Below are 22,723 nucleotides of genomic sequence, written 5' to 3' on the forward strand. Positions count from 1 at the left end.
GTACACCCCGGACCCCCCGGCCACAAAAGAGACACTCACCGCCCGTTGAAGGCATCCTTCAACCGCGAGAACAACCCCTGCTGCCCGGGCTGGAACTGCCCGGTGGGGCGCTCCTCGCCGCGCAGTTTGGCCAGCTCGCGCAGCAGGCGCTCCTGCTCGGGCTCCAGTTTCTGCGGCGTCATGACCTCGACGTGCACGAGGAGATCGCCGCGGCCGCCGCCCCGCAGGTGCGTGATACCGCGCCCGTGCAGCGGGACCGACTGACCGGACTGGGTGCCGGGCCGGATGTCGACCTCCTCCATGCCGTCGAGCGTCTCCAGCGGCACCTTCGTGCCGAGGGCCGCCGCCGTCATCGGGATCGTCACCGTGCAGTGCAGATCGTCGCCGCGCCGCTGGAAGACCGGGTGCGGCAGCTCGTGGATCTCGACGTACAGGTCACCGGCGGGGCCGCCGCCGGGGCCGACCTCGCCCTCGCCCGCGAGCTGGATCCGCGTCCCGTTGTCCACACCGGCCGGGATCTTCACCGTCAGCGTGCGCCGCGACCGGATGCGGCCGTCACCGGCGCACTCGGGGCACGGCGTCGGCACGACGGTGCCGAAGCCCTGGCACTGCGGGCACGGGCGGCTCGTCATGACCTGGCCGAGGAAGGACCGCGTGACCTGCGAGACCTCGCCGCGCCCGCGACACATGTCGCAGGTCTGGGCGGAGGTCCCGGGCGCCGCGCCCTCACCGCTGCAGGTCGTACAGACGACAGCCGTGTCGACCTGGATGTCCTTGGTGGTGCCGAAGGCTGCCTCGTCCAGCTCGATCTCGAGCCGGATCATGGCGTCCTGGCCGCGGCGCGTACGCGACCGGGGGCCACGCTGCGACGCGGTTCCGAAGAACGCGTCCATGATGTCCGAGAAGTTCCCGAACCCACCGGCGCCGAAGCCTCCGGCGCCGCCTCCGCCGGCCTGCGACAGGGGGTCGCCCCCGAGGTCGTAGACCTGCTTCTTCTGCGGGTCGGAGAGCACCTCGTAGGCGGCGTTGATCTCCTTGAACCGCTCCTGAGTCTTCGGATCCGGATTCACGTCCGGGTGAAGCTCACGGGCCAGCCTTCGGAAGGCCTTCTTGATTTCGTCCTGGGAAGCGTCGCGGCGCACGCCGAGTACGGCGTAGTAGTCCGTGGCCACTTACGACTCCGCCAGGATCTGTCCGACGTAACGTGCCACTGCGCGTACTGCTCCCATCGTTCCCGGGTAATCCATGCGGGTCGGGCCGACCACGCCGAGCTTGGCCACTGCCTCGCCGCCCGAACCGTAGCCGACCGACACGACGGACGTGGAGTTGAGTCCCTCGTGGGCGTTCTCGTGACCGATCCGTACGGCCATGCCCGAATCGCCCACCTCACCAAGCAACTTGAGGAGCACGACCTGCTCCTCCAGTGCCTCCAGCACGGGCCGGATAGTGAGGGGAAAGTCATGTCCGAAGCGGGTGAGATTGGCGGTTCCGCCGATCATCAGCCGCTCCTCGGTCTCCTCGACGAGCGTCTCCAGCAGAGTGGAGAGCACCGTCGTGACCGTGCCCCGGTCCTCCGCTTCGAAGGCCTCGGAGAGGTCCTGCACCAGCTGCGGCACGTCGGCGAACCGGCGCCCCGCCACGCGGGCGTTGAGACGGGCCCGCAGGTCCGCCAGCGACGTCTCACCGAACGGCGCCGGGCAGTCGATCATCCGCTGCTCCACGCGCCCGGTGTCCGTGATCAGTACGAGCATCAGACGGGCGGGCGCGAGCGAGAGCAGCTCGACATGGCGCACGGTGGACCGGGTCAGGGACGGATACTGGACGACCGCGACCTGCCGCGTCAGCTGCGCGAGCAGCCGCACGGTCCGTCCGACGACGTCATCGAGGTCGACGGCGCCTTCCAGGAAGTTGTGGATGGCGCGCCGCTCGGGTGCCGTCATCGGCTTCACCGCGGTGAGCTTGTCGACGAAGAGTCGGTACCCCTTGTCGGTGGGGATCCGCCCGGCACTGGTGTGCGGCTGGGCGATGAACCCCTCGTCCTCCAGGGCGGCCATGTCGTTGCGCACGGTCGCCGGTGAGACGCCCAGGCTGTGCCGTTCGGTCAGCGCCTTGGAGCCGACGGGCTCCTCGGTGCCGACGTAGTCCTGGACGATGGCGCGCAGCACTTCGAGCCTGCGTTCACTGAGCATCGGCGCACACCTCCAGCAACTGTCTCTGCGATCTTTCGGATTTGGCACTCGCTGCGCGTGAGTGCCAATCGTCCCCGGCTCAGTGTACGGCCGGTGGGTACGCACCCGGCAAGGCCGCTAGCGTCGACACATGGAAGGCATCGACTGGAAGTCGACCGGCTGGGAAGAACTGGCGCCGCATGTGGGACGAATCCGGCTGCCCGGCTGGGACTGCACGACCGGTCTCGTCGTCGGCGAGGACGCGGCCCTGCTGATCGACACGGGATCCTCACTCCGTGAAGGCGTCCGGCTGCGCGGGGACGTGCGCCGCCTCCTGGGACCACACGGGAGGGTGACGCACATCGCGCTGACCCATCCGCACTTCGACCATGTGCTCGGCACGGCCGCGTTCGCGGGCGTCGAGGTGTACGGGGCCGTGGGCATCGACACCGTGTTCGCGGGCGGCGCCGGGCAGCTGCGCGCCGACGCCGTACGCCACGGCCTGGACCCCGACGCGGCGGCCGAGGCGGCCGATCTCCTCGTCACCCCGCCCCACCGGGTCTGCGGCGAGTGGACGCTTGACCTCGGCGGCGGTGTGCGGGTGCTGCTCGCGAACGTCGGCCCGGCGCACAGCGGCCACGACCTGGCGGTCCTGGTCCCCGGTGGTCCCGCGCTCCCCGGGATCGTCTTCTGCGGCGACCTGGTGGAGGAGTCGGGCGAACCGCAGGCCGGTCCGGACGCGGCCCCGCACCACTGGCCCGCGGCGCTCGACCGGCTGCTGTCGCTGGGCGGCGAGGACGCCCGCTACGTTCCGGGGCACGGGTCTGTGGTGAATGCGGGGTTTGTCCGCGAGCAGCGCGCCACACTGGCGGCCCGTACCGGCGTGTCGTAGGCCGGACGGGGGCGCCTTTTCTTATCGTCTGCCGAATGCGCCAGTACTCTCCGGACCTCACTCCCCCCTGGAAGCGGAACACGTCTGTTCCCGAGATCCCGGCAGAGCCGGATCTTGTCGTGGAAGAGGTCGGTACGGGCTTCTGCGGTGCGGTCGTGCGCGTCGAGAAGACGGCGCAGGGGCCGACGGTGACCCTGGAGGACCGCTTCGGCAAGCTCCGGGTGTTCCCGATGGAGCCGCGCGGTTTCCTGCTGGAGGGCAAGGTCGTCACGCTGGTGCGTCCCGCCGCCGGCGGCCCCGTACGTCCCACGCGCACGGCCTCCGGCTCGGTCGCGGTCCCGGGTGCCCGCGCCCGGGTGGCCCGCGCGGGCCGCATCTACGTGGAGGGCAAACACGACGCCCAGCTCATCGAGCGGGTCTGGGGCGACGACCTGCGCATCGAGGGCGTGGCCGTGGAGTTCCTGGAGGGCGTCGACGACCTCCCGGCGATCGTGGCGGAGTTCGACCCGGGCCCCGACGCGCGGCTGGGCGTCCTGGTCGACCACCTGGTCCCCGGTACGAAGGAGTGGCGCATCGCCCAGTCGGTCACGAGCGCCGACGCGCTGGTCGTCGGCCACCCGTACATCGACATCTGGGAGGCGGTGAAGCCGTCCTCGCTGGGCATCGAGGCCTGGCCCCGGATCCCGCACGGCCAGGACTGGAAGACGGGCGTGTGCCGTGCGCTGGGCTGGCGCGTGGCGAACACGGGCGAGGCCTGGCAGCACATCCTGTCCCGGGTCCGCTCGTACAAGGACCTGGAGCCCGAGCTCCTCGGCAGGGTCGAGGAGTTGATCGACTTCGTGACGGGTACAGACGACTAGGACCCTTCTCCGGGCAGGAAGCGCCCCGCCAGGGGCACGGGGCTGGGCCGGTCAGCGGGTCCGCCGCGGGGCGCGAGCAGCCACGACGACGCACTCGCGACGAACCCGCACCCCCTACGGCGCGTGGGCGCAGCGCACTCAGTCGACCAGATCCCGAACAATCCCATCGGCCAACAACCGCCCCCGCAACGTCAGCACAGCCCGCCCCTCCTCAAAGGGCCCGCGCTCCAGCAACCCGTCCTCCAACGCCTTGCGCGCCGCAGCCGTACCCGCGGGCCTCAGCAGCGACAAGGGGCAGCCCTCCCGGAGCCGTAGTTCAAGGAGAATCCGCTCGACCCGCCGATCCTCGTCGGCCAGCACTTCCCGCCCCGCCCCCGGCGACCTCCCCGCGGCCAGCGCGGCGGCGTACGCGCCGGGATGCTTGACGTTCCACCACCGCACACCGCCCACGTGTGAGTGCGCCCCGGGCCCGGCCCCCCACCAGTCGGCGCCGCGCCAGTACAGCTCGTTGTGCAGGCAGCGGGCCGCCTCGGACGTCGCCCAGTTCGAGACCTCGTACCAGCCGAACCCGGCCGCAGCCATGGTCTCGTCGGCGATCAGGTACCGGTCCGCGTGCACGTCGTCGTCGGTCATCGGCACCTCGCCGCGCCGGATCCGCCGGGCGAGCTGCGTGCCCTCCTCGACGATCAGCGCGTACGCGGAGATGTGATCGGGCCCTGCCGCGAGGGCGGCGTCCAGCGAGGCCCGCCAGTCGTCGTCGCTCTCGCCCGGCGTGCCGTAGATCAGGTCCAGGTTCACGTGCTCGAAGCCGGCCGCCCGCGCCTCGGCGACACAGGCCTCGGGCCGCCCGGGGGTGTGCGTACGGTCGAGGACCTTCAGCACGTGCTGCCGCGCGCTCTGCATCCCGAACGAGACCCGGTTGAAGCCCCCGGCCCGCAGCTGTGCCAGGTAGGCCGGGTCCACCGACTCGGGATTGGCCTCGGTCGTCACCTCCGCGTCGTCCGCGAGCCCGAACTCGTCCCGGATCGTCCCGAGCATCCGTACGAGGTCGGCGGCGGGCAGCAGGGTCGGCGTGCCGCCGCCGACGAACACGGTCCGTACCGGTCGCGGGTCGTCCCCGAGCACCTTGCGCGCGAGCCGGACCTCCTCGATCAGGGTCTCGGCGTAGTTGTCCCGCGAGGCGAGCACGCCCCCGGTGCCGCGCAGCTCGGTCGCCGTGTACGTGTTGAAGTCGCAGTAGCCGCAGCGCGTGGCGCAGTACGGGACGTGCAGGTAGAAGCCGAGGGGCCGGTCGGCGGCGCCGGCCAGCGCGGCGGCGGGCAGAGCCCCGTCGTCGGGCACGGGCTCACCATCGGGAAGTGCGGAAGGCATGGCCCCATTGTCCCGCCTCCCGCACCGTCACAGCGCCTGGAGCACCAGCAGCGCCAGATCGTCGTCCGGCGGGCCGTCCGCGTAGGCGTGCACGAGGCGCCGGATGCGCTCGGCGAGCAGCTGCGCCGTCAGCCCCGCGCACCCGGCGAGGGCGTGCGCGAGCCCGTCGCCGTCGTCGAACTGACGGTGCCCGGAGCGGCGCTCGGTCACGCCGTCCGTGACGCACAGCAGCGTGTCGCCGGTCAGCAGCTCGAACGACTCGCTCGTGTACTCCGGGTCCTCGACGACACCGAGCAGCACCTGTGGGGTGGCCGCCGTGACGACCTCGCCGCCGGGGCGCATCAGCAGGGGCAGCGGATGCCCGGCGGAGGCGAGGGTGCAGGTGACCGCGCCCCCGTCGCCGGCCGGTGTCAGTTCGCCGTAGAGGAGGGAGAGGAAGCGGGCGTTGGAGCCGTCCGGCGGGACACCCTCGCCGCCGGCCGCGGCGAGGGCGCGGGCCGCGGCGTCGGCGGCCTCGGTCGCGTCGTCGAGCAGCAGCCGGTTGAGCCGGCCCAGGACCTGGGCGACCGGGTAGCCCTCCCGGGCGAGGAGCCGCAGCCAGGGCCGGACGAGCCCGATCACCACCGCGGCCTCGGGGCCCTTGCCCTGGATGTCGCCGAGCGCGAAGCACCAGCGGCCGTCAGCGGCGGGGAACACGTCGTAGAAGTCGCCGCCGGGGCCGCCCGCCTCCTTCGGCTCGTACACGAGGGCGCTCTGCATGCCGGGGATCTCGGCGATGGAGACGGGCAGCAGGCCGCGCTGCAGGATGCGGCTGATGGTGGCCTGCCGGGTGAAGCGGCGGGCCGCGCTGACGGCGAGGGCGACCCGGCGGCTGAAGTCCTCGACGAGTCCGGTGACCTCGTCGGGGAAGCGGGGCAGGCCCGCGCGCCCGATGAGCAGGACGCCGAGGCTGCGCCCGCCCACCATCAGGCGGTAGGCGAGCGCGGCGCCCCACTCGTCGTCCTGGCAGTTCTCGCCCCGCGTCTCAAACGGCCAGGGCATGGGGACGGCCGCGGTGCGGGCGGCGTCGGGCAGACGCGGCGGTTCCTTCTCCAGGATCCGGCGTAGTTCCTCGCTACGGTTCTCGTGGCCGTGCCAGACGCGGGCCAGGCGGGGCGCGGGCATCGGGTCGGCGCCGCCCCGCAGGTCGCGGTCAGCGGTGCCCGGCAGACCGCGGCCCTCCTCGTCGTACAGCCAGATCGCGCACCAGTCGGCGAGCCGCGGCACGAGGAGCTGGCCGACGAGCGCGGCGACCATGTCCTCGTCGAGCTGGCCAGCGAGCAGGTCGGAGGCCTCGGCGAGGAAGGAGAGCGCGCCGCGGTTGACCCAGTCCCGGTCCTGGGGCACGCGTCTGGGCATGGGCGCGAGGAGTTCGGCGCGCAGGCCGCGCTCCAGGGCGCGGACGGCGGAGTGCACGGCGGGGCCGGTCGCGGCCTCCTCGGTGTCGGCCGCGGGCAGCCGGGCCCAGACCGTCTTGGTGCCGGGCCGGTAGGTGATGCCCCACGATTCGGCGAGGGACGCGACGAGCTGGAGGCCGCGGCCGCTTTCGGGGGTCTCGGACGTGCGGCAGGCCCGCTCGCCGCGTACGGCGCGGGCCGGGTGGTGGTCGGTGACCTCGACGACGACCCCCGCGGGGGTGCCGTCGGCGGCGGCCTCGTCCAGGCGGCAGAGCAGGTCGACGCTGGTGCCGGCGTGCACCACGGCGTTCGTCACGAGTTCGCTCAGGACGACGATCGCGTCGTCGCTCAGCCGGTCGCCGAGAGCGGCGCAGCCGGGCACTGCCTGCTCGGTCCAGTCGGCGAACGCGGCCCGTACGAAGCGGCGGGCGGCCGCGGGCGCGAGGGAGTCCCCCGGCAGCGACGTGTGGACCAGGAACGGTCCTGCGTGCGGATGGTCCGCTACGTCCCCGTCACTGAAGGTGGTTTCCCGCTGGATAGGCATGGGCCCCACGTTCGGCTCCTGAGCAGTTCGGGCAAAGACGCCTCAGGCGACACGAACAGAGTGACAGACTGACCACGCCCATAAGCACCGAGTTACCGAAGTGGGCCGCCATGAGTGAGAACAGTGCTATGCGTGTGCATCCGAACAGGCCGGAAAGCGACGTCATCCGTCCGCCCGACCTCCGGCCGCTGCTGGCCGCCATATCGGCTGCCCGCGACGGGAACTTCACCCGGCTCCCCGATGGCGGGGAGGGCATGGTGGGCGAGCTGGCGGCCGTGTTCAACCAGCTCATCGACCGCAGCGTCCACTACAACGTCGAACTGACCCGGGTGCGCCGGGAGATCGTCCGGCACGGGCGGCTCGACGAGCGGCTGGAGGCGAGCCCGGGGCAGGGTGCGTGGGCCACGCGTATTCACGACGTCAACACCATCATCGGCGCCCTGGTCGCCCCCGCGGCGAACGCCACGCGGGTGCTCGACGCGGTGGCGGGCGGCGATCTGACGCAGCGTGTCGACCTGCACGACGGCAACCGCCAACTCAGAGGCGACTTACGCCGGTTGGGCCGCGCCGTCAACAAGATGGTGGACCAGCTGTCCCTCTTCACCGGCGAGGTGACCCGGGTGGCCCGCGAGGTGGGCACCGAGGGCCGGCTCGGCGGGCGCGCCAAGGCGCAGGGTCTGTCCGGCAGTTGGCGTGACGTGACCGAGGCGGTCAACACCATGGCGTCCCGGCTGACCGCCCAGGTGCGGGACATCGCGCTCGTGACGACCGCGGTGGCCCGGGGCGACCTGACCCGTACCGTGACGATCGAGGCGACGGGCGAGCTGCTGGAGCTGAAGCTGACCGTCAACACGATGGTCGACCAGCTCTCCGCGTTCGCCGACGAGGTCACGCGCGTCGCGCGCGAGGTCGGCACCGAGGGCCAGCTGGGCGGCCGCGCCCAGGTCCGCGGTGTCTCCGGCGTCTGGAAGGACCTGACCGACAACGTCAACTTCATGGCGTCGAACCTCACCTCCCAGGTCCGTAACATCGCGCAGGTCACGACGGCCGTGGCCAACGGCGACCTGAGCCAGAAGATCATGGTCGACGCGCAGGGCGAGATCCTCGAACTCAAGTCGACGATCAACACGATGGTCGACCAGCTCTCCGCCTTCGCCGACGAGGTCACCCGCGTCGCCCGCGAGGTCGGCACCGAGGGCCAGCTGGGCGGCCGCGCCCAGGTCCGCGGCGTCTCCGGCGTCTGGAAGGACCTCACCGACAACGTCAACTTCATGGCCGACAACCTGACGTCGCAGGTGCGCAACATCGCCCTCGTGTCCACGGCGGTGGCGCAGGGCGACCTCGGCAAGAAGATCACGGTCGAGGCGAAGGGCGAGATCCTCGAACTCAAGTCGACGATCAACACGATGGTCGACCAGCTCTCCGCCTTCGCCGACGAGGTCACCCGCGTCGCCCGCGAGGTCGGCACCGAGGGGAACCTGGGCGGCCAGGCGCAGGTGCGCGGTGTCGCCGGCGTGTGGAACGACCTGACCGACAACGTCAACTTCATGGCGTCGAACCTCACCTCCCAGGTCCGTAACATCGCGCAGGTCACGACGGCGGTGGCCCAGGGCGACCTCTCCAAGAAGATCTCGGTCGACGCCCGCGGCGAGATCCTGGAGCTGAAGGACACCGTCAACACGATGGTGGAGCAGTTGCGCGGCTTCGCCGACGAGGTCACGCGCGTGGCCCGCGAGGTCGGCACGGACGGCGCCCTCGGCGGACGCGCGACGGTGCACGGCGTCTCGGGTGTCTGGAAGGACCTCACCGACAACGTCAACTACATGGCGGACAACCTGACGTCGCAGGTCCGCAACATCGCGCAGGTCGCCACGGCGGTGGCCCAGGGCGACCTCTCCAAGAAGATCGACGTCGACGCGCGCGGCGAGATCCTCGAACTGAAGACGACCATCAACACGATGGTGGACACCCTGTCGTCCTTCTCCTCCGAGGTCACGCGTGTGGCCCGCGAGGTCGGCTCCGAGGGTCAACTCGGCGGGCAGGCACGGGTCGAGGGCGTCTACGGCACCTGGAAGCGCCTGACGACGAACGTGAACGAGCTGGCGTCGAACCTGACCACACAGGTTCGCGCCATCGCCGAGGTGGCGTCCGCGGTCACGCAGGGTGACATGTCCCGCTCGATCGCGGTGGAGACGCAGGGCGAGGTCGCGGAGCTGAAGGACAACATCAACCTGATGGTGGCCAACCTCCGCGAGACGACCCGCGCGAAGGACTGGCTGGAGTCGAACCTGGCGCGCCTGGCGGCCCTGATGCAGGGACACCGGGACCTCATGGAGGTCGCCGACCTGATCCTGCGCGAACTGACCCCGCTGGTGAACGCGCAGTACGGCGCCTTCTTCCTCGCCGAGCCGGACGAGGACGACACCCCGATCCGGACGACCATCCCCACCAAGGGGCTCGCCTACATCGCGGGCTACGGCTCGGCCGCGGCCCTGGTCGTCGACACCGGCGGCATGCCGGTCCACGGTCTCGTACGGCAGGCGGCCCTGGAGAAGAAGCGGATCCTGGTGGAGGAGGCCCCGCCGGACTACATCAAGATCAACAGCGGCCTGGGGGAAGCCGCCCCCGCCTCTGTCGTCATCATCCCGATCCTCTTCGAGGACAAGCTCCTCGGCGTCATCGAGCTGGCGTCGTTCTCCCGCTTCTCCGACGTCCACCTGGCCTTCTTCGACCAGTTCGTGAACACGATCGGCGTCGCGATCAACACCATCATCGCCAACTCCCGCACCGAGTCCCTGCTCGGCGAGTCCCAGCGCCTGGCGACCCAGCTCCAGGAGCGGTCCGACGAACTCCAGCGCCAGCAGGGCGAGTTGCAGCGCTCGAACGCGGAACTGGAAGAGAAAGCGGCCCTGTTGGCGACGAGCTCCCAGTACAAGTCGGAGTTCCTGGCGAACATGTCGCACGAGCTGCGCACTCCCCTCAACTCGCTCCTCATCCTGGCCCGGCTGCTCTCCGACAACCCGGACGGGCACCTCAACGACCAGGAAGTCCAGTTCGCGACGACGATCCACCGCTCAGGATCCGACCTGCTCCAGCTCATCAACGACATCCTCGACCTGTCGAAGATCGAGGCGGGACGCATGGACGTACGTCCCAAGAAGCTCCCCCTCATCAAGCTCCTCGACTACGTCCACGCCACGTTCCGCCCGATCACCCTCGACCGCGGGCTCGCCTTCGAGGTGACGGTCGGCGAGGACGTGCCGCGCGAGGTCTTCTCCGACGAGCAGCGCCTCCAGCAGATCCTGCGCAACCTCCTGTCGAACGCGATCAAGTTCACCGCCAACGGCCGGGTCGAACTGCGGGTCAAGCGGATCAAGGACCCGGAGCACACGTTCGTGCGCGAGAGCGAGGACCTGATCGCCTTCGCCGTCTCGGACACCGGCATCGGCATCGCGCGGGACAAACTCCCCGTCATCTTCGAGGCGTTCCAGCAGGCCGACGGCACCACCAACCGCAAGTACGGCGGCACGGGCCTCGGCCTCTCCATCAGCCGGGAGATCGCCGGGCTGCTCGGCGGCCGCATCATTGCCGAGAGCGAGCCCGGCGAGGGCTCCACGTTCACGCTGTACGTGCCCGTCGTCCATCCCGGGCACGAGCCGGCGGGCGACGAGATGCAGACCGATCCGATGCCCCTCGTCCCCGCTCAGCAGGACGGCTCCGCGGACGCGTACACGATCCACGAGCAGGAGGACAACTGGCCGACGCCGACGAAGCTGGAGCGGTGGAAGACCGGTCTCGCGGGCCAGGTGCTGCCCGGACGCCGGGTGCTCATCGTCGACGACGACATCCGTAACGTCTTCGCGCTCACTCATGTGCTCGGCCGCGTGGGCATGCCCGTCCTGTACGCGGAGAACGGCCGGGAGGGCATCGAAACGCTGGAGCGCAACTCCGACGTCGAACTCGTCCTGATGGACATCATGATGCCGGAGATGGATGGCTATGAGACGATCTCGGTCATTCGTGGAACGACGCGCTGGGCCGGACTGCCGATCGTGGCCCTCACCGCGAAGGCCATGCCCGGCGACCGGGAGAAGTCGATCGCCAAGGGCGCCAACGACTACGTACCCAAACCGGTGGACGTCGATCAATTGTTGACTGTCGTGTGCGACCTCCTGGCCCCTGAGGTCGTCGGCACGGGCGGACCCACCGCACCACAAGAGCGGGAGGGCAAGGATGGAACGGTCGCCCCGCCGACAATCGAATGAGGGACCTGCGTCATGACCACTGCAGAGCTGACCACGGACGAGCGGGCGAGCATCCTTCTCGTCGATGACATGGAGGACAATCTGGTCGCGCTGGAAGCCGTCCTCGGCTCGCTCAACGAGCCGCTGGTACGGGCCCGTTCGGGCGAGGAGGCGATGAAGGCACTGCTCCGCCGCCGTTTCGCCGTGGTCCTGCTCGACATCCGGATGCCGGGCATGGACGGCTTCGAGACGGCGACCAACATCAAGCGCCTGGACCAGACAAAAGACGTCCCGATCATCTTCCTGACGGGCACGGACGCCGACGCCGGATACGCCTTCCGCGGCTACGCGACGGGCGCGGCCGACTACCTGACCAAGCCTTTCGACCCCTGGGTGCTGCGGGCGAAGGTCACGGTCTTCCTGGACCTGCACCGGAAAACCCAGCAACTGGAACGGCTACTGGCCCGCGAACAGCAGCAGTTCGACGCGCTGACGTCCCGCATGACCTCGATCGAGCACCATCTGTCGGAAGACGTCGACCCCGACGTACGGGAACTGCGCCATCACCTCACGCGGATGGAGGAGACCCTGCGCATGATGAGGCGCCCCTGAGCGGGGCGCCCCGTCGCCCGCCTAGTTCTCCCGCGACCCGGCGTACATGTCGTCGAGCAGCTCCTTGTACTCCCGCTCGACGACGGGCCGCTTCAGCTTCAGGCTCGGCGTCAGCTCACCGTGCTCCACGTCGAGATCGCGCGGCAGCAGCTTGAACTTCTTGATGGTCTGCCACCGCTGCAGGCCCTCGTTCAGCTCGCGTACGTAGCCGTCGACGAGCTGCACGGTCGCGGGCGCGGCGACGACGTCCGCGTAGGACTTGCCCTCCAGGCCGTTCTCCTTGGCCCACTCCAGGATGGCCGGCTCGTCGAGGGCGATGAGCGCGGTGCAGAAGTTCCGGTCGGCCCCGTGCACCAGGATGTTGGACACGTACGGGCACACGGCCTTGAACTGGCCCTCGACCTCGGCGGGCGCGATGTACTTGCCGCCCGACGTCTTGATGAGGTCCTTCTTGCGGTCGGTGATCCGCAGATAGCCGTCGACGGACAGCTCGCCGATGTCGCCGGTGTGGAACCAGCCGTCGCTCTCCAGCACCTCGGCGGTCTTCTCGGGCAGCCCGTGGTAGCCCTCCATGATGCCGGGGCCGCGCAGCAGGATCTCCCCGTCGTCGGCGATCCGCACCTCGGTGCCGGGCAGCGGCTTGCCGACGGTCCCGGTCCGGTACGCCTCGCCGGGGTTGACGAAGGACGCGGCCGACGACTCGGTCAGCCCGTACCCCTCCAGGATGTGCACGCCCGCGCCGGCGAAGAAGTAGCCGATCTCGGGGGCGAGCGCCGCCGAGCCGGAGATGCAGGCCCGCAGCCGCCCGCCGAAGGCCTCCCGCAGCTTGCTGAAGACGAGCCGGTCGGCGGCCTTGTGCTTCGAGGCGAGCTTGAACGGCACCGACGCGACGCCCGTACGGCGGAAGTTGTCCTGGCTGACCTTCGCGTACTCGCGCGCGACCCCGGCCGCCCACTGGAAGATCTTGTACTTGGCGCTGCCACCGGCCCGCGCCTTCGCGGCGACGCCGTTGTAGACCTTCTCGAAGATGCGCGGCACGGCGGCCATGTACGTCGGCTGCACGATCGGCAGATTCTCGATGATCTTGTCCACGCGACCGTCGACGGCCGTCACGTGCCCGACCTCGATCTGGCCGCTGATCAGCACCTTGCCGAAGACGTGCGCGAGCGGCAGCCACAGGTACTGCACGTCGTCCGGGCCGAGGAGCCCGGTCGCGGCCATGGCCTTCGCCAGGTACGACCAGTTGTCGTGCGGCAGCCGGACACCCTTGGGGCGCCCGGTCGTCCCGGACGTGTAGATGAGGGTGGCGAGCTGCTCCTTGCGGATCGCCGCGACCCGCTCCTTGACGACAGCCGGGTTCTTCTCCAGATAGGCGGCGCCGCGCGCCTCCAGGTCCTCCAGGGTGAGCAGCCAGCCGTCGGGGTCGGCGGCGTCGGGCTCGACCCCGGTCGCGTCGATCACCACGACATGCTTCAGCTCCGGCAGCTCGGCCCGGCGCTCGCGCGCCTTGGCGAGCTGCGCGGCGTCCTCGGCGACGAGCACCTTGGACTCGGAGTCGGACAGGATGAACGCCGACTCCTCGGCGTTGGTCTGCGGGTAGACGGTGGTCGTCGCCGCTCCCGCACACATGATGGCGAGGTCGGCGAGGATCCACTCGACCCGCGTCGAGGAGGCGAGCGCCACCCGCTCCTCGGGCCGCACACCCAGCTCGACGAGCCCGGCGGCGACGGCGTGGACCCGCTGCGCGGCGCCCGCCCAGCTCAGGGACTTCCACTCGTCCGGGCCCGCGCCCGACGGGGCCGGCACCGGGTAGCGGTAGGCCTCGGCATCAGGTGTCGCCGCGACGCGCTCCAGGAAGAGGGACGCCACGGAGGGCGGCCGGTTCTCGATCAGGGTCTGTGTGTCGCTCACGACGTCCTCCGGGCCCGCGACTGTTGAAACGCGGCTTGTTTAACTGGCGAGTAACCATTGAGCAGTGATCAGGGTAAGGCGCGCTCGCCCGGTGCGTAAGAGGCTCCGGCTTTCAACTTCGACCGGGTTGCCCCAGTGGCCTCGGCTCTCACAGGGCCCACACAAAAACGGTGGCCCCAGCACGCATGTGCGTACCGAGCCCACCGTTTCCCTGTAGCGCGACAGCTGCTCAGAGCTACTTCTTGCTACTTCTTGCCCTTGCCGCCGCTGTCGTCGCTGGAGAGCACCGCGATGAAGGCTTCCTGCGGCACCTCGACGGAGCCGACCATCTTCATGCGCTTCTTGCCTTCCTTCTGCTTCTCCAGGAGCTTGCGCTTACGGGAGATGTCACCGCCGTAGCACTTGGCGAGGACGTCCTTGCGGATGGCGCGGATGGTCTCGCGGGCGATGACCCGGGAGCCGATCGCGGCCTGAATCGGCACCTCGAAGGCCTGCCGCGGGATCAGCTCGCGCAGCTTGGCCACCAGGCGCACGCCGTACGCGTAGGCGGCGTCCTTGTGGGTGACGGCGGAGAAGGCGTCGACCTTGTCGCCGTGCAGCAGGATGTCGACCTTGACGAGCTGGGCCGACTGCTCGCCGGTGGGCTCGTAGTCCAGCGAGGCGTACCCGCGCGTCTTGGACTTCAGGTTGTCGAAGAAGTCGAAGACGATCTCGGCGAGCGGCAGCGTGTAGCGGATCTCCACACGGTCCTCGGAGAGGTAGTCCATGCCGAGCAGGACACCGCGCCGGTTCTGGCACAGCTCCATGATCGAGCCGATGAACTCGCTCGGGGCGAGGATCGTGGCGCGTACGACGGGCTCGTACACCTCGTCGATCTTGCCCTCGGGGAACTCGCTCGGGTTGGTGACAGTGTGCTCGGTGCCGTCCTCCATGATCACGCGGTAGACCACGTTCGGAGCGGTCGCGATGAGGTCGAGGCCGAACTCGCGCTCGAGGCGTTCACGGATCACGTCGAGGTGCAGCAGCCCCAGGAAGCCGACGCGGAAGCCGAAGCCGAGCGCGGCCGAGGTCTCCGGCTCGTAGACCAGGGCGGCATCGTTGAGCTGCAGCTTGTCGAGGGCCTCGCGCAGGTCCGGGTACTCCGAGCCGTCCAGCGGGTAGAGCCCCGAGAACACCATCGGCTTGGGGTCCTTGTACCCGCCGAGGGCCTCGGTCGCGCCGTTGTGCAGCGAGGTGATCGTGTCACCGACCTTGGACTGACGGACGTCCTTCACGCCGGTGATGATGTAGCCCACCTCGCCGACGCCGATGCCGTCGGCCGGGGTCATCTCGGGCGAGGAGACCCCGATCTCCAGCAGCTCGTGCGTCGCGCCGGTGGACATCATCCGGATCCGCTCACGCTTGTTGAGCTGGCCGTCGACGACACGGACGTAGGTGACGACACCGCGGTACGAGTCGTAGACCGAGTCGAAGATCATCGCGCGGGCGGAGGCGTCGGCGACGCCGACCGGCGCGGGGATCTCGGCGACGACCTTGTCGAGGAGCGCGTCGACACCCATGCCGGTCTTCGCGGAGACCTTGAGGACGTCGTCGGGGTCGCACCCGATGAGGTTCGCCAGCTCCTCGGAGAACTTCTCGGGCTGGGCGGCCGGCAGGTCGATCTTGTTGAGCACCGGGATGATCTTGAGGTCGTTCTCCATCGCCAGGTACAGGTTGGCGAGGGTCTGGGCCTCGATGCCCTGGGCGGCGTCGACGAGCAGGACCGTGCCCTCGCACGCGGCGAGCGAGCGCGAGACCTCGTACGTGAAGTCCACGTGGCCCGGGGTGTCGATCATGTTGAGGATGTGGGTACTGCCCTGGTCCGGGCCCTCGGTGGGGGCCCAGGGCAGTCGCACCGCCTGGGACTTGATCGTGATGCCGCGCTCGCGCTCGATGTCCATCCGGTCGAGGTACTGGGCGCGCATCTGCCGCTGATCGACCACTCCGGTCAGCTGGAGCATCCGGTCGGCGAGCGTGGACTTGCCGTGGTCGATGTGCGCGATGATGCAGAAATTGCGGAGCAGCGCCGGGTCGGTACGGCTCGGCTCGGGCACATTGTTAGGGATCGCGGGCACGCAGGGTCCTGTCTCTTGAGGCGCCTTATGCCTCGGGTCGGATCGATACGTAGCTTCCATGGTCCCACGGCGAGGGGACTGGGACTGGTTTGGGCCGGTGGGAGTACGGCTGGTACCGTGAGCAGCTGTGTCTCATGCCCTCTCAGCAGGAGGCACACACTCAGTGAAAATCATCGGTACGGGTCCTTCACCGGCCCCGTGCCTGAACCTGCAAAGGCTCATTTCGTGGCGAACATCAAGTCCCAGATCAAGCGGATCAAGACCAACGAGAAGGCTCGGCTGCGCAACAAGTCCGTCAAGTCTTCCCTGAAGACCGCGGTGCGCAAGGCCCGCGAGGCCGCTGCCGCGGGTGACGTCGAGAAGGCCACCGAGTTCCAGCGCGCTGCCGCGCGTGAGCTCGACAAGGCCGTCTCGAAGGGTGTCATCCACAAGAACCAGGCCGCCAACAAGAAGTCGGCGCTTGCTTCCAAGGTCGCCGCCCTCAAGGGCTGATCTCTTCTTTCTCTTCCCGGATGTCGAGTCCGGGAGCTGATCCGACGCCGGAAGGACCCGGGCGGGCCCTCTCTCATCCGCCCCCGACCGGCACCCCGAGCCCGCACGCGACTGCGTTCGCCACGCGGGTGTGGGCTCACCACATGCGTCACCCGAAGCCCCGCCCTGTTCCGACAGAGCGGGGCTTCGGCGTGTGGCCCTGACCGCTCGTGGTGCTGTCGGTCCGTGCTGGGTGCCGGCTGCTCCTGGTCCTGGCTGCGGGCGGCTCGCGCTACGCACGGCCCCGCGCGCGTGCGGCCCGCGCGATCGTCACGACGGCCTTCTCCAGCGCGTACTCCGGGTCGTCCCCGCCGCCCTTCACACCGGCGTCGGCCTCGGCCACGGCCCGCAGCGCCACGGAGACCCCGTCCGGAGTCCACCCACGCATCTGCTGCCGCACCCGGTCGATCTTCCACGGCGGCATCCCGAGCTCCCGCGCCAGATCCGCGGGACGGCCTCCGCGCGCGGAGGACAGCTTGCCGATGGCGCGCACGCCCTGCGCCAGGGCGCTGGTGATCAGCACCGGCGCGACGCCGGTCGACAGCGACCACCGCAGGGCTTCCAGGGCCTCCGCTGCCCGCCCCTCCACGGCCCGGTCGGCCACGGTGAAGCTGGACGCCTCGGCCCGCCCCGTGTAGTAGCGCCCGACGACGGCCTCGTCGATCGTGCCCTCGATGTCGGAGGCGAGCTGGGTCACGGCGGATGCCAGCTCCCGCAGATCGCTGCCGATGGAGTCGACGAGCGCCTGGCCGGCCTCCGGGGTCGCGGACCGCCCGAGTGCCCGGAACTCACTGCGCACGAAGGCCAGCCGGTCCGCCGGCTTGGTCATCTTCGGGCAGGCGACCTCCCGGGCGCCGGCCTTGCGCGCGGCGTCGAGCAGCCCCTTGCCCTTGGCGCCCCCGGCGTGCAGCAGCACCAGGGTGATCTCCTCGGCGGGCGAGCCGAGGTACGCCTTCACGTCCTTGACGGTGTCCGCCGACAGGTCCTGCGCATTGCGTACGACGACGACCTTGCGCTCGGCGAACAGCGACGGGCTCGTCAACTCGGCGAGCGTGCCGGGCTGCAGCTGGTCGGAGCTGAGGTCACGCACGTCGGTGTCCGCGTCGGCGGCGCGGGCGGCCGCCACCACCTCCTGCACCGCGCGGTCGAGCAGCAGGTCCTCCTGGCCCACCGCAACGGTGAGCGGGGCGAGGGGTTCGTCGTGTGCACTCTTCCTGGCCATCGCGGACAAGCATCCCACGGGCCACTGACAAACCGGCCGGGCCGAAGGCCTCCCGGCTAGGGTCTGTCTTCACACTCCCCTCGTCGCCCGGAGGGCGGCCGGAGGCGTTCGGTGCGTGCGCTCTCGGCGGGCCGGATGCAGGGCCTCGCACAGGGCGTACTCGGCTTCGCGCCCGGTGCGGCGAGAGCGCGTGCCGAACGTCGCCGGGCAGAGGGGAGTCTGAAGACAGACCCTAGGGCCAATGCCGTTGCGTTACGGGCGATCTTGCCCTTCGTCGCCCCAGGCTCATGAACCGCCGTGGCACGGTGGACTCCTGCGGATCTTGAGAATGTCACCAGGATGCGCGCCGCGCCTGCGCTCGGGGGTGCACGCACCAAGATCGCGGCTAAGGCAACGGCATTGACCCTAGGGCTCCTCGCGCCAGCCGTCCCAGCCGGCCGCGAACTCGTCCAGTTCCCCGGGGTCGAGGCGGTTCCCCGGGTCCTCCACGACCACCAGCCACTGCGCGTCCTCGGCGTCGTCCTCGCCGGCCAGCGCGTCCCGTACGAGCTGCGGTTCCTCGGCGACACCGAAGCGCTCCTTGAGCCCTTCCGCGGCCTCCTGCGCGGCGTCACGGTCGGGCAGTACCAGTACGTGTCTCACATCGCTCACGGCACCATTTTCCGCTACGCGCCGACCGCCGCCGCACCGTCGCCCCGCACCCTGGACATTCGGGACTCAGTTCTTGGGCACGATCTGCACGTCGAGCTCGATCCGGACGCTGGAGCCGACGACGGCGATGCCCCGCGCGAGCATGGTCTGCCAGCTGACGGTGAAGTCGTCGCGGTGCAGCTCCACGGTGGCGCGGCAGGCGGCACGGGTCTCGCCCTCCATGCCGTTGCCGAGCCCGAGGTACTCGGCGTCCAGGGTGACCGTGCGTGTCACTCCGTGCAGCGTCAGCGCTCCGGTGATCGTCCAGCGGCTGCCGCCCTTGTGCGTGAAGCGGTCGCCGTAGAACTCCAGGGTCGGGAAGTGGTCGACGTCGAGGAAGTCGGCCGACCTGAGGTGGTCGTCGCGCATCCGCACGTTCGTGTCGATGGACGAGGCGTCGATGACGACGTGCATCGCGGACTCCTCGATGCGGTCGGCAAGCCGCAGCGCACCCGCGAAGGTGTTGAACCGGCCGTGGATCCGGGCGAGCCCGATGTGCCGTGCGGTGAACGCGATCGAGGAGTGCGTCGGCTCGATCTCCCACTCGCCCGGCGCGGGCAGCTGCGGCGGCGGGGAGACCTGGAGCATGACGTCCCCGAGCGAGGCGTGCCCGCTCTCGGCGACCGTGGCGCCGCCGTGGAACGGGGCGTACCCCTCCGCCGACACGGCCAGCCGGTAGTCACCGGCGGGCACGGTCGCCACGAACGAGCCGAACGGGTCGGTCCCCCCGCTGACGACCTTGCGCCCCATCGCGTCGCTCACCGCCAACTCGGCGTCCTTCACCGGCTCGTTGACCGGGTCGAGGACGCGGCAGCTGAGCACGCCCGCACTGGGCGGCACCGTCAACCCCGCCAGAGGACTTGTCCGTTGGACCCGGTTCGTACGGTTTCCCAGCCTGCGGCCGAACATGACCTACCCACCCCAGTGCGCCTTGGCGACGATCGTTGCTGCTTGAACGAAACAGCATTCGATCACCGTTGCGGCTTTCGAGGCAACACGGACCCACATCGCGGGAATCGAGGGGAAGGTGCGCTGCTGCCCGCGAGTGAGAGGAATTGGATGCTCCGGATGGCGTTTGGCCAGCTCAGAGGCATTTCTACTCACGGGTAGCACTCGCCCGGCGCCCTCCCGGGCAGCAGCGTCCCGAGCGCGTCATACACAGCCTGCGCACAGCCGCCGACAGGTACCGGCAGTGCCGCGCCGCCTGTTCCCAACTCGGCTTCCTCCCCCGCCGATTCCGGCCCACGCGTCGACGGATCAGCGTCCGCTGTGCGCCACCCCCAGCCCGCGTCCGCCGCCCTCGTCCCGGCCCACGACCGCGATCGCCCCGTCCCGGTCCGTCCGCAGCACGGCCGCACCCCGCCCTTGCAGCGCCCCCACCGTGCGCGGCGAGGGATGCCCGTACGGGTTGTCGACCCCGCACGAGATCAGCGCGAGCCGGGGCGCGGCCCGGCGCAGCAGCCCCGGATCCTGGTACGCCGAACCGTGGTGGGCGACCTTCAGCACATCGACCGGGGGCAGCCGGGCCCCGTCGCCGGTTCTCAACAGGGCTCGCTGCGAGGCCGGCTCGAGATCCCCGAGCAGCAGCATGGTCAGCCCCGCCGTGCGCACGAACAGCGTGACGCTCGCGTCGTTCGGGCCGTCCGGAGTCACCATCGGCCTCGGCGGCCACAGCACCTCCCAGTCGAGCGGCCCGGTCCTGCGCCGCTCCCCCGCCACCGCGCCGGCCACCGGGACACCGTGCCGCGCGGCGAGCCGCCGGACGAACGCGGCCTGGCCCACCGGCTCCTGGAACCCGGTCGTCTCGATCACCCCGACGGAGCGCCCGCGCAACACCCCAGCGAGGCCCGCCACATGATCCGCGTGAAAGTGCGTGAGCAGCACCAGCGGAACCTTCGTGATACCGAGCGAACGCAGGCACCGGTCCACGAGCAGCGGATCGGGCCCGGCGTCCACCACCACGCCCGCCCCGGCCCCCGCTGCCAGCACCAGCGCGTCCCCCTGCCCCACGTCACACATGACCAGGCGCCAACCCGGTGGCGGCCAGCCCGTGATCACCCGGGTGAGCGGCGGCGGCCGCACCACCATCAGAACCAGCACCAGCACACAGCCCGCGACGACCCACGGCGACCTCAGCACTCTCCTCCCCAACCACACGGCCACCACCGTGCCGACCGCCAGCAACACTCCGCCGCGCCAGCCCCCGGGCCAGTCCACCCCGCCGCCCGGCAACGCGGCCCCCGCCCGCGCGATGTCCGCGATCCACCCCGCGGGCCAACCGGCGCACCACGCGAAGAACTCGGCCACCGGCATCGCCACCTGCGCCGTCGCGAGCGCGGCGAACCCGAGCACCGTCGCCGGAGCCACGGCGAACTCCGCGAGGAGATTGCACGGCACCGCCACCAGACTCACCCGCGCCGCCAAAACCGCGACGACGGGCGCGCACACGGCCTGCGCCGCCCCGGCCGCTCCCAGCGCCTCGGCCAGCCGCGCCGGGACCCCGCGCCGCCGCAGCCCCGCGCTCCACCGCGGAGCCAGCGTCAGCAGCGCCCCGGTGGCGAGCACCGACAGCAGGAACCCGTAACTCCGCGCCAGCCAGGGGTCGTAGAGAACGAGCAGCAGCACCGCCGTGGCCAGCGCCGGGATCAGGGATCTGCGGCGCCCGGTGGCGACGGCCAGCAGCGCGATGGCACCGCACGACGCCGCCCGCAACACGCTCGGCTCGGGCCGACACACCACGACGAACCCGAGCGTGAGAACCCCTCCCAGCAGTGCCGTCGCCCTGAGGGACAGGCCGATCCGGGGCGCGAGACCCCTGCGCTCGACGCGGTGCGCGATGCCGGGCGGGCCGATCAACAAGGCAAGCAAGATCGTAAAATTGGCCCCGCTGACCGCCATCAAATGGAGCAGGTCCGTCGCCTGGAACGCCGCGTGCAACTCCGACGTGACGCGCGCGGTGTCGCCGACCACCAGGCCCGGCAGCAGCGCCCGCGCGTCCCCCGGCAGGCCGTCCGTCGCCTCGCGCAGCCCCGCCCTCAGCGCCCCGGCCAGGCGCTGCGGACCGCTCGGCCCGGCCACCACGCGCGGCCGCTCCCCGTGCGCCACGCGCAGCACTGCCGCGATCCGGTCGCCGTTCCTCAGCGGCGGAACCAGCCCGCCCCTGACGGCGATCCGCGTGGAGGGCAACAGGGACAGCCAGGGACCGCCCCGCGCCTCGACCAGGACCAGAACCGGCACGCTGGTCCGCGACACCGCCCCGTCGGGCGCCTTCACCCGCACCACGTCCGCCTCGATCAATACGGCGGACGGCGCCGCGTGGTCCCCCGTGATCCGGGGCCGGGTGACCCGCGGATCGGAAGTGACCTCCAACTCGGCGTCCACCCGCGCATGTTGAACGGCGAGCCCCGGCACGGGCCCTCTGTGCAGATCGGCCCCGTGCAACCCCGCGGAGGCCGCGGCCGCGGCGATGCAGAACAGAAGCACGGCGACGGATGGGCTCCGCCAGGGGTGAGTTGGGGTGGCCGGCGGGGGTGGGTCTTGGAGGGCCGGGTTTCCGGGCGCCGGGCTTCCGGGGGCCGGGCCTCCGGAAGTCAGGTCCCCCGGGGCCGGGCCTCCGGGAGTCGGGTTCCCCCGAGCCAAGCCCCCGGGCGCCGAGTTTCTGGGCGCCGGGTTTCTGGGCGCCGGGCCTCCAGGCACCGGCCCTTCAGGCATCGGGTTTCTGGGATCCGAGCCTCCAGGCACCGGCCCTTCAAGCACCGGGTTTCTGGGATCCGAGCCTCCAGCAACGTGACCCCCGGGCGCCGAACCTTCGGACGCCACGCCCACCCCGTGGCCCAACCGCGTGCCGCTGGCGCCCCGCGCCGCACCCCCCTGCCGTCGGCGCCCACGCCCCGACGCCACCAGGAACGCCAGGCCGGCGACCAAGCTCACCGCCGCCACGACCACCGCCCAGCGCCAGGGAGCCGTCAAGGCCACCGCCGCCGTCAGCCATGCCGCGAGTGCCGGCGGCACCAACCTCAAGTCCAGCGACTCCTCTTGACGCGGGTCCGCGTCGCCGAGTCGACCGGTCGAGGCCGATGCCCGAACCGGAGCCTGAGCCGAAACCCGTGCCGGATCCGGAGCCGAGGC

General features: G+C 70.7%; 15 protein-coding genes. 5 read left to right on the forward strand and 10 right to left on the reverse strand.

The features are described 5' to 3' along the window. Window positions 1-35 precede the first annotated feature (35 nt). Together dnaJ and hrcA are read right to left on the reverse strand one after the other, a co-directional pair. The gene (gene dnaJ / locus AB0J02_RS02175) at window positions 36-1,172 is read right to left on the reverse strand and encodes a molecular chaperone DnaJ (protein WP_363191588.1); all 1,137 of its coding nucleotides are present in this window, start codon (window positions 1,170-1,172) and stop codon (window positions 36-38) included. Then, on the reverse strand, window positions 1,173-2,189 hold the full coding sequence (gene hrcA / locus AB0J02_RS02180; RefSeq protein WP_363191589.1) for a heat-inducible transcriptional repressor HrcA: 1,017 nt from the start codon (window positions 2,187-2,189) through the stop codon (window positions 1,173-1,175). Window positions 2,190-2,319: 130 nt separating this feature from the next. Here hrcA and AB0J02_RS02185 point away from each other — a divergent pair, with 130 nt between their 5' ends. Beyond that, window positions 2,320-3,060, forward strand: coding sequence for an MBL fold metallo-hydrolase (locus tag AB0J02_RS02185; RefSeq protein WP_363191590.1), 741 nt, complete (start codon window positions 2,320-2,322; stop codon window positions 3,058-3,060). Window positions 3,061-3,095: 35 nt separating this feature from the next. Further along, window positions 3,096-3,920 (forward strand): DUF3097 domain-containing protein, encoded by an 825-nt coding sequence (locus AB0J02_RS02190; RefSeq protein ID WP_363191591.1) that lies wholly within the window; start codon window positions 3,096-3,098, stop codon window positions 3,918-3,920. Window positions 3,921-4,058: 138 nt separating this feature from the next. On the opposite strand, the gene hemW is transcribed toward AB0J02_RS02190, so the two are convergent. Continuing rightward, on the reverse strand, window positions 4,059-5,291 hold the full coding sequence (gene hemW, locus AB0J02_RS02195) for a radical SAM family heme chaperone HemW (protein ID WP_363191593.1): 1,233 nt from the start codon (window positions 5,289-5,291) through the stop codon (window positions 4,059-4,061). A gap of 27 nt (window positions 5,292-5,318) precedes the next feature. Next, window positions 5,319-7,271, reverse strand: coding sequence for a SpoIIE family protein phosphatase (locus tag AB0J02_RS02200; RefSeq protein WP_363191594.1), 1,953 nt, complete (start codon window positions 7,269-7,271; stop codon window positions 5,319-5,321). 110 nt (window positions 7,272-7,381) lie between these two features. Between AB0J02_RS02200 and AB0J02_RS02205 the strand changes: the two genes are divergently transcribed. Continuing rightward, entirely contained in the window at window positions 7,382-11,536 is a 4,155-nt protein-coding gene (locus AB0J02_RS02205; RefSeq protein ID WP_363191595.1) for a HAMP domain-containing protein, read from the forward strand. Between the two features lie 12 nt (window positions 11,537-11,548). Next, on the forward strand, window positions 11,549-12,127 hold the full coding sequence (locus tag AB0J02_RS02210; protein ID WP_363191596.1) for a response regulator: 579 nt from the start codon (window positions 11,549-11,551) through the stop codon (window positions 12,125-12,127). 21 nt (window positions 12,128-12,148) lie between these two features. Here AB0J02_RS02210 and AB0J02_RS02215 read toward each other — a convergent pair whose 3' ends face one another. Both AB0J02_RS02215 and lepA read right to left on the reverse strand, forming a co-directional pair. Next, window positions 12,149-14,038 carry an AMP-dependent synthetase/ligase gene (locus tag AB0J02_RS02215; RefSeq protein WP_363191597.1) on the reverse strand — a complete coding sequence of 630 codons (1,890 nt, stop codon included), beginning with the start codon at window positions 14,036-14,038 and terminating at the stop codon, window positions 12,149-12,151. Between the two features lie 245 nt (window positions 14,039-14,283). Next, on the reverse strand, window positions 14,284-16,152 hold the full coding sequence (gene lepA / locus AB0J02_RS02220) for a translation elongation factor 4 (RefSeq protein ID WP_363191598.1): 1,869 nt from the start codon (window positions 16,150-16,152) through the stop codon (window positions 14,284-14,286). Between the two features lie 225 nt (window positions 16,153-16,377). On the opposite strand from lepA, the gene rpsT reads away from it, so the two are divergent. Further along, window positions 16,378-16,644, forward strand: coding sequence for a 30S ribosomal protein S20 (gene rpsT, locus AB0J02_RS02225; protein WP_363191599.1), 267 nt, complete (start codon window positions 16,378-16,380; stop codon window positions 16,642-16,644). A gap of 271 nt (window positions 16,645-16,915) precedes the next feature. Here rpsT and holA read toward each other — a convergent pair whose 3' ends face one another. From holA to AB0J02_RS02245, 4 genes are all read right to left on the reverse strand, one after another. Next, window positions 16,916-17,905: a DNA polymerase III subunit delta gene (gene holA, locus AB0J02_RS02230; RefSeq protein ID WP_363191600.1), complete on the reverse strand. Its 990-nt coding sequence runs from the start codon at window positions 17,903-17,905 to the stop codon at window positions 16,916-16,918. Window positions 17,906-18,310: 405 nt separating this feature from the next. After that, window positions 18,311-18,556 (reverse strand): hypothetical protein, encoded by a 246-nt coding sequence (locus tag AB0J02_RS02235; protein ID WP_363191601.1) that lies wholly within the window; start codon window positions 18,554-18,556, stop codon window positions 18,311-18,313. Between the two features lie 66 nt (window positions 18,557-18,622). Continuing rightward, entirely contained in the window at window positions 18,623-19,504 is an 882-nt protein-coding gene (locus tag AB0J02_RS02240) for a YceI family protein (RefSeq protein ID WP_363191602.1), read from the reverse strand. 348 nt (window positions 19,505-19,852) lie between these two features. Beyond that, a complete protein-coding gene (locus AB0J02_RS02245; RefSeq protein WP_363191765.1) occupies window positions 19,853-22,621 on the reverse strand; it encodes a ComEC/Rec2 family competence protein in 2,769 nt (922 codons plus the stop codon). Window positions 22,622-22,723 lie beyond the last annotated feature (102 nt).

It is taken from the genome of Streptomyces sp. NPDC050264 (assembly GCF_040655895.1).
Taxonomy (GTDB): domain Bacteria; phylum Actinomycetota; class Actinomycetes; order Streptomycetales; family Streptomycetaceae; genus Streptomyces.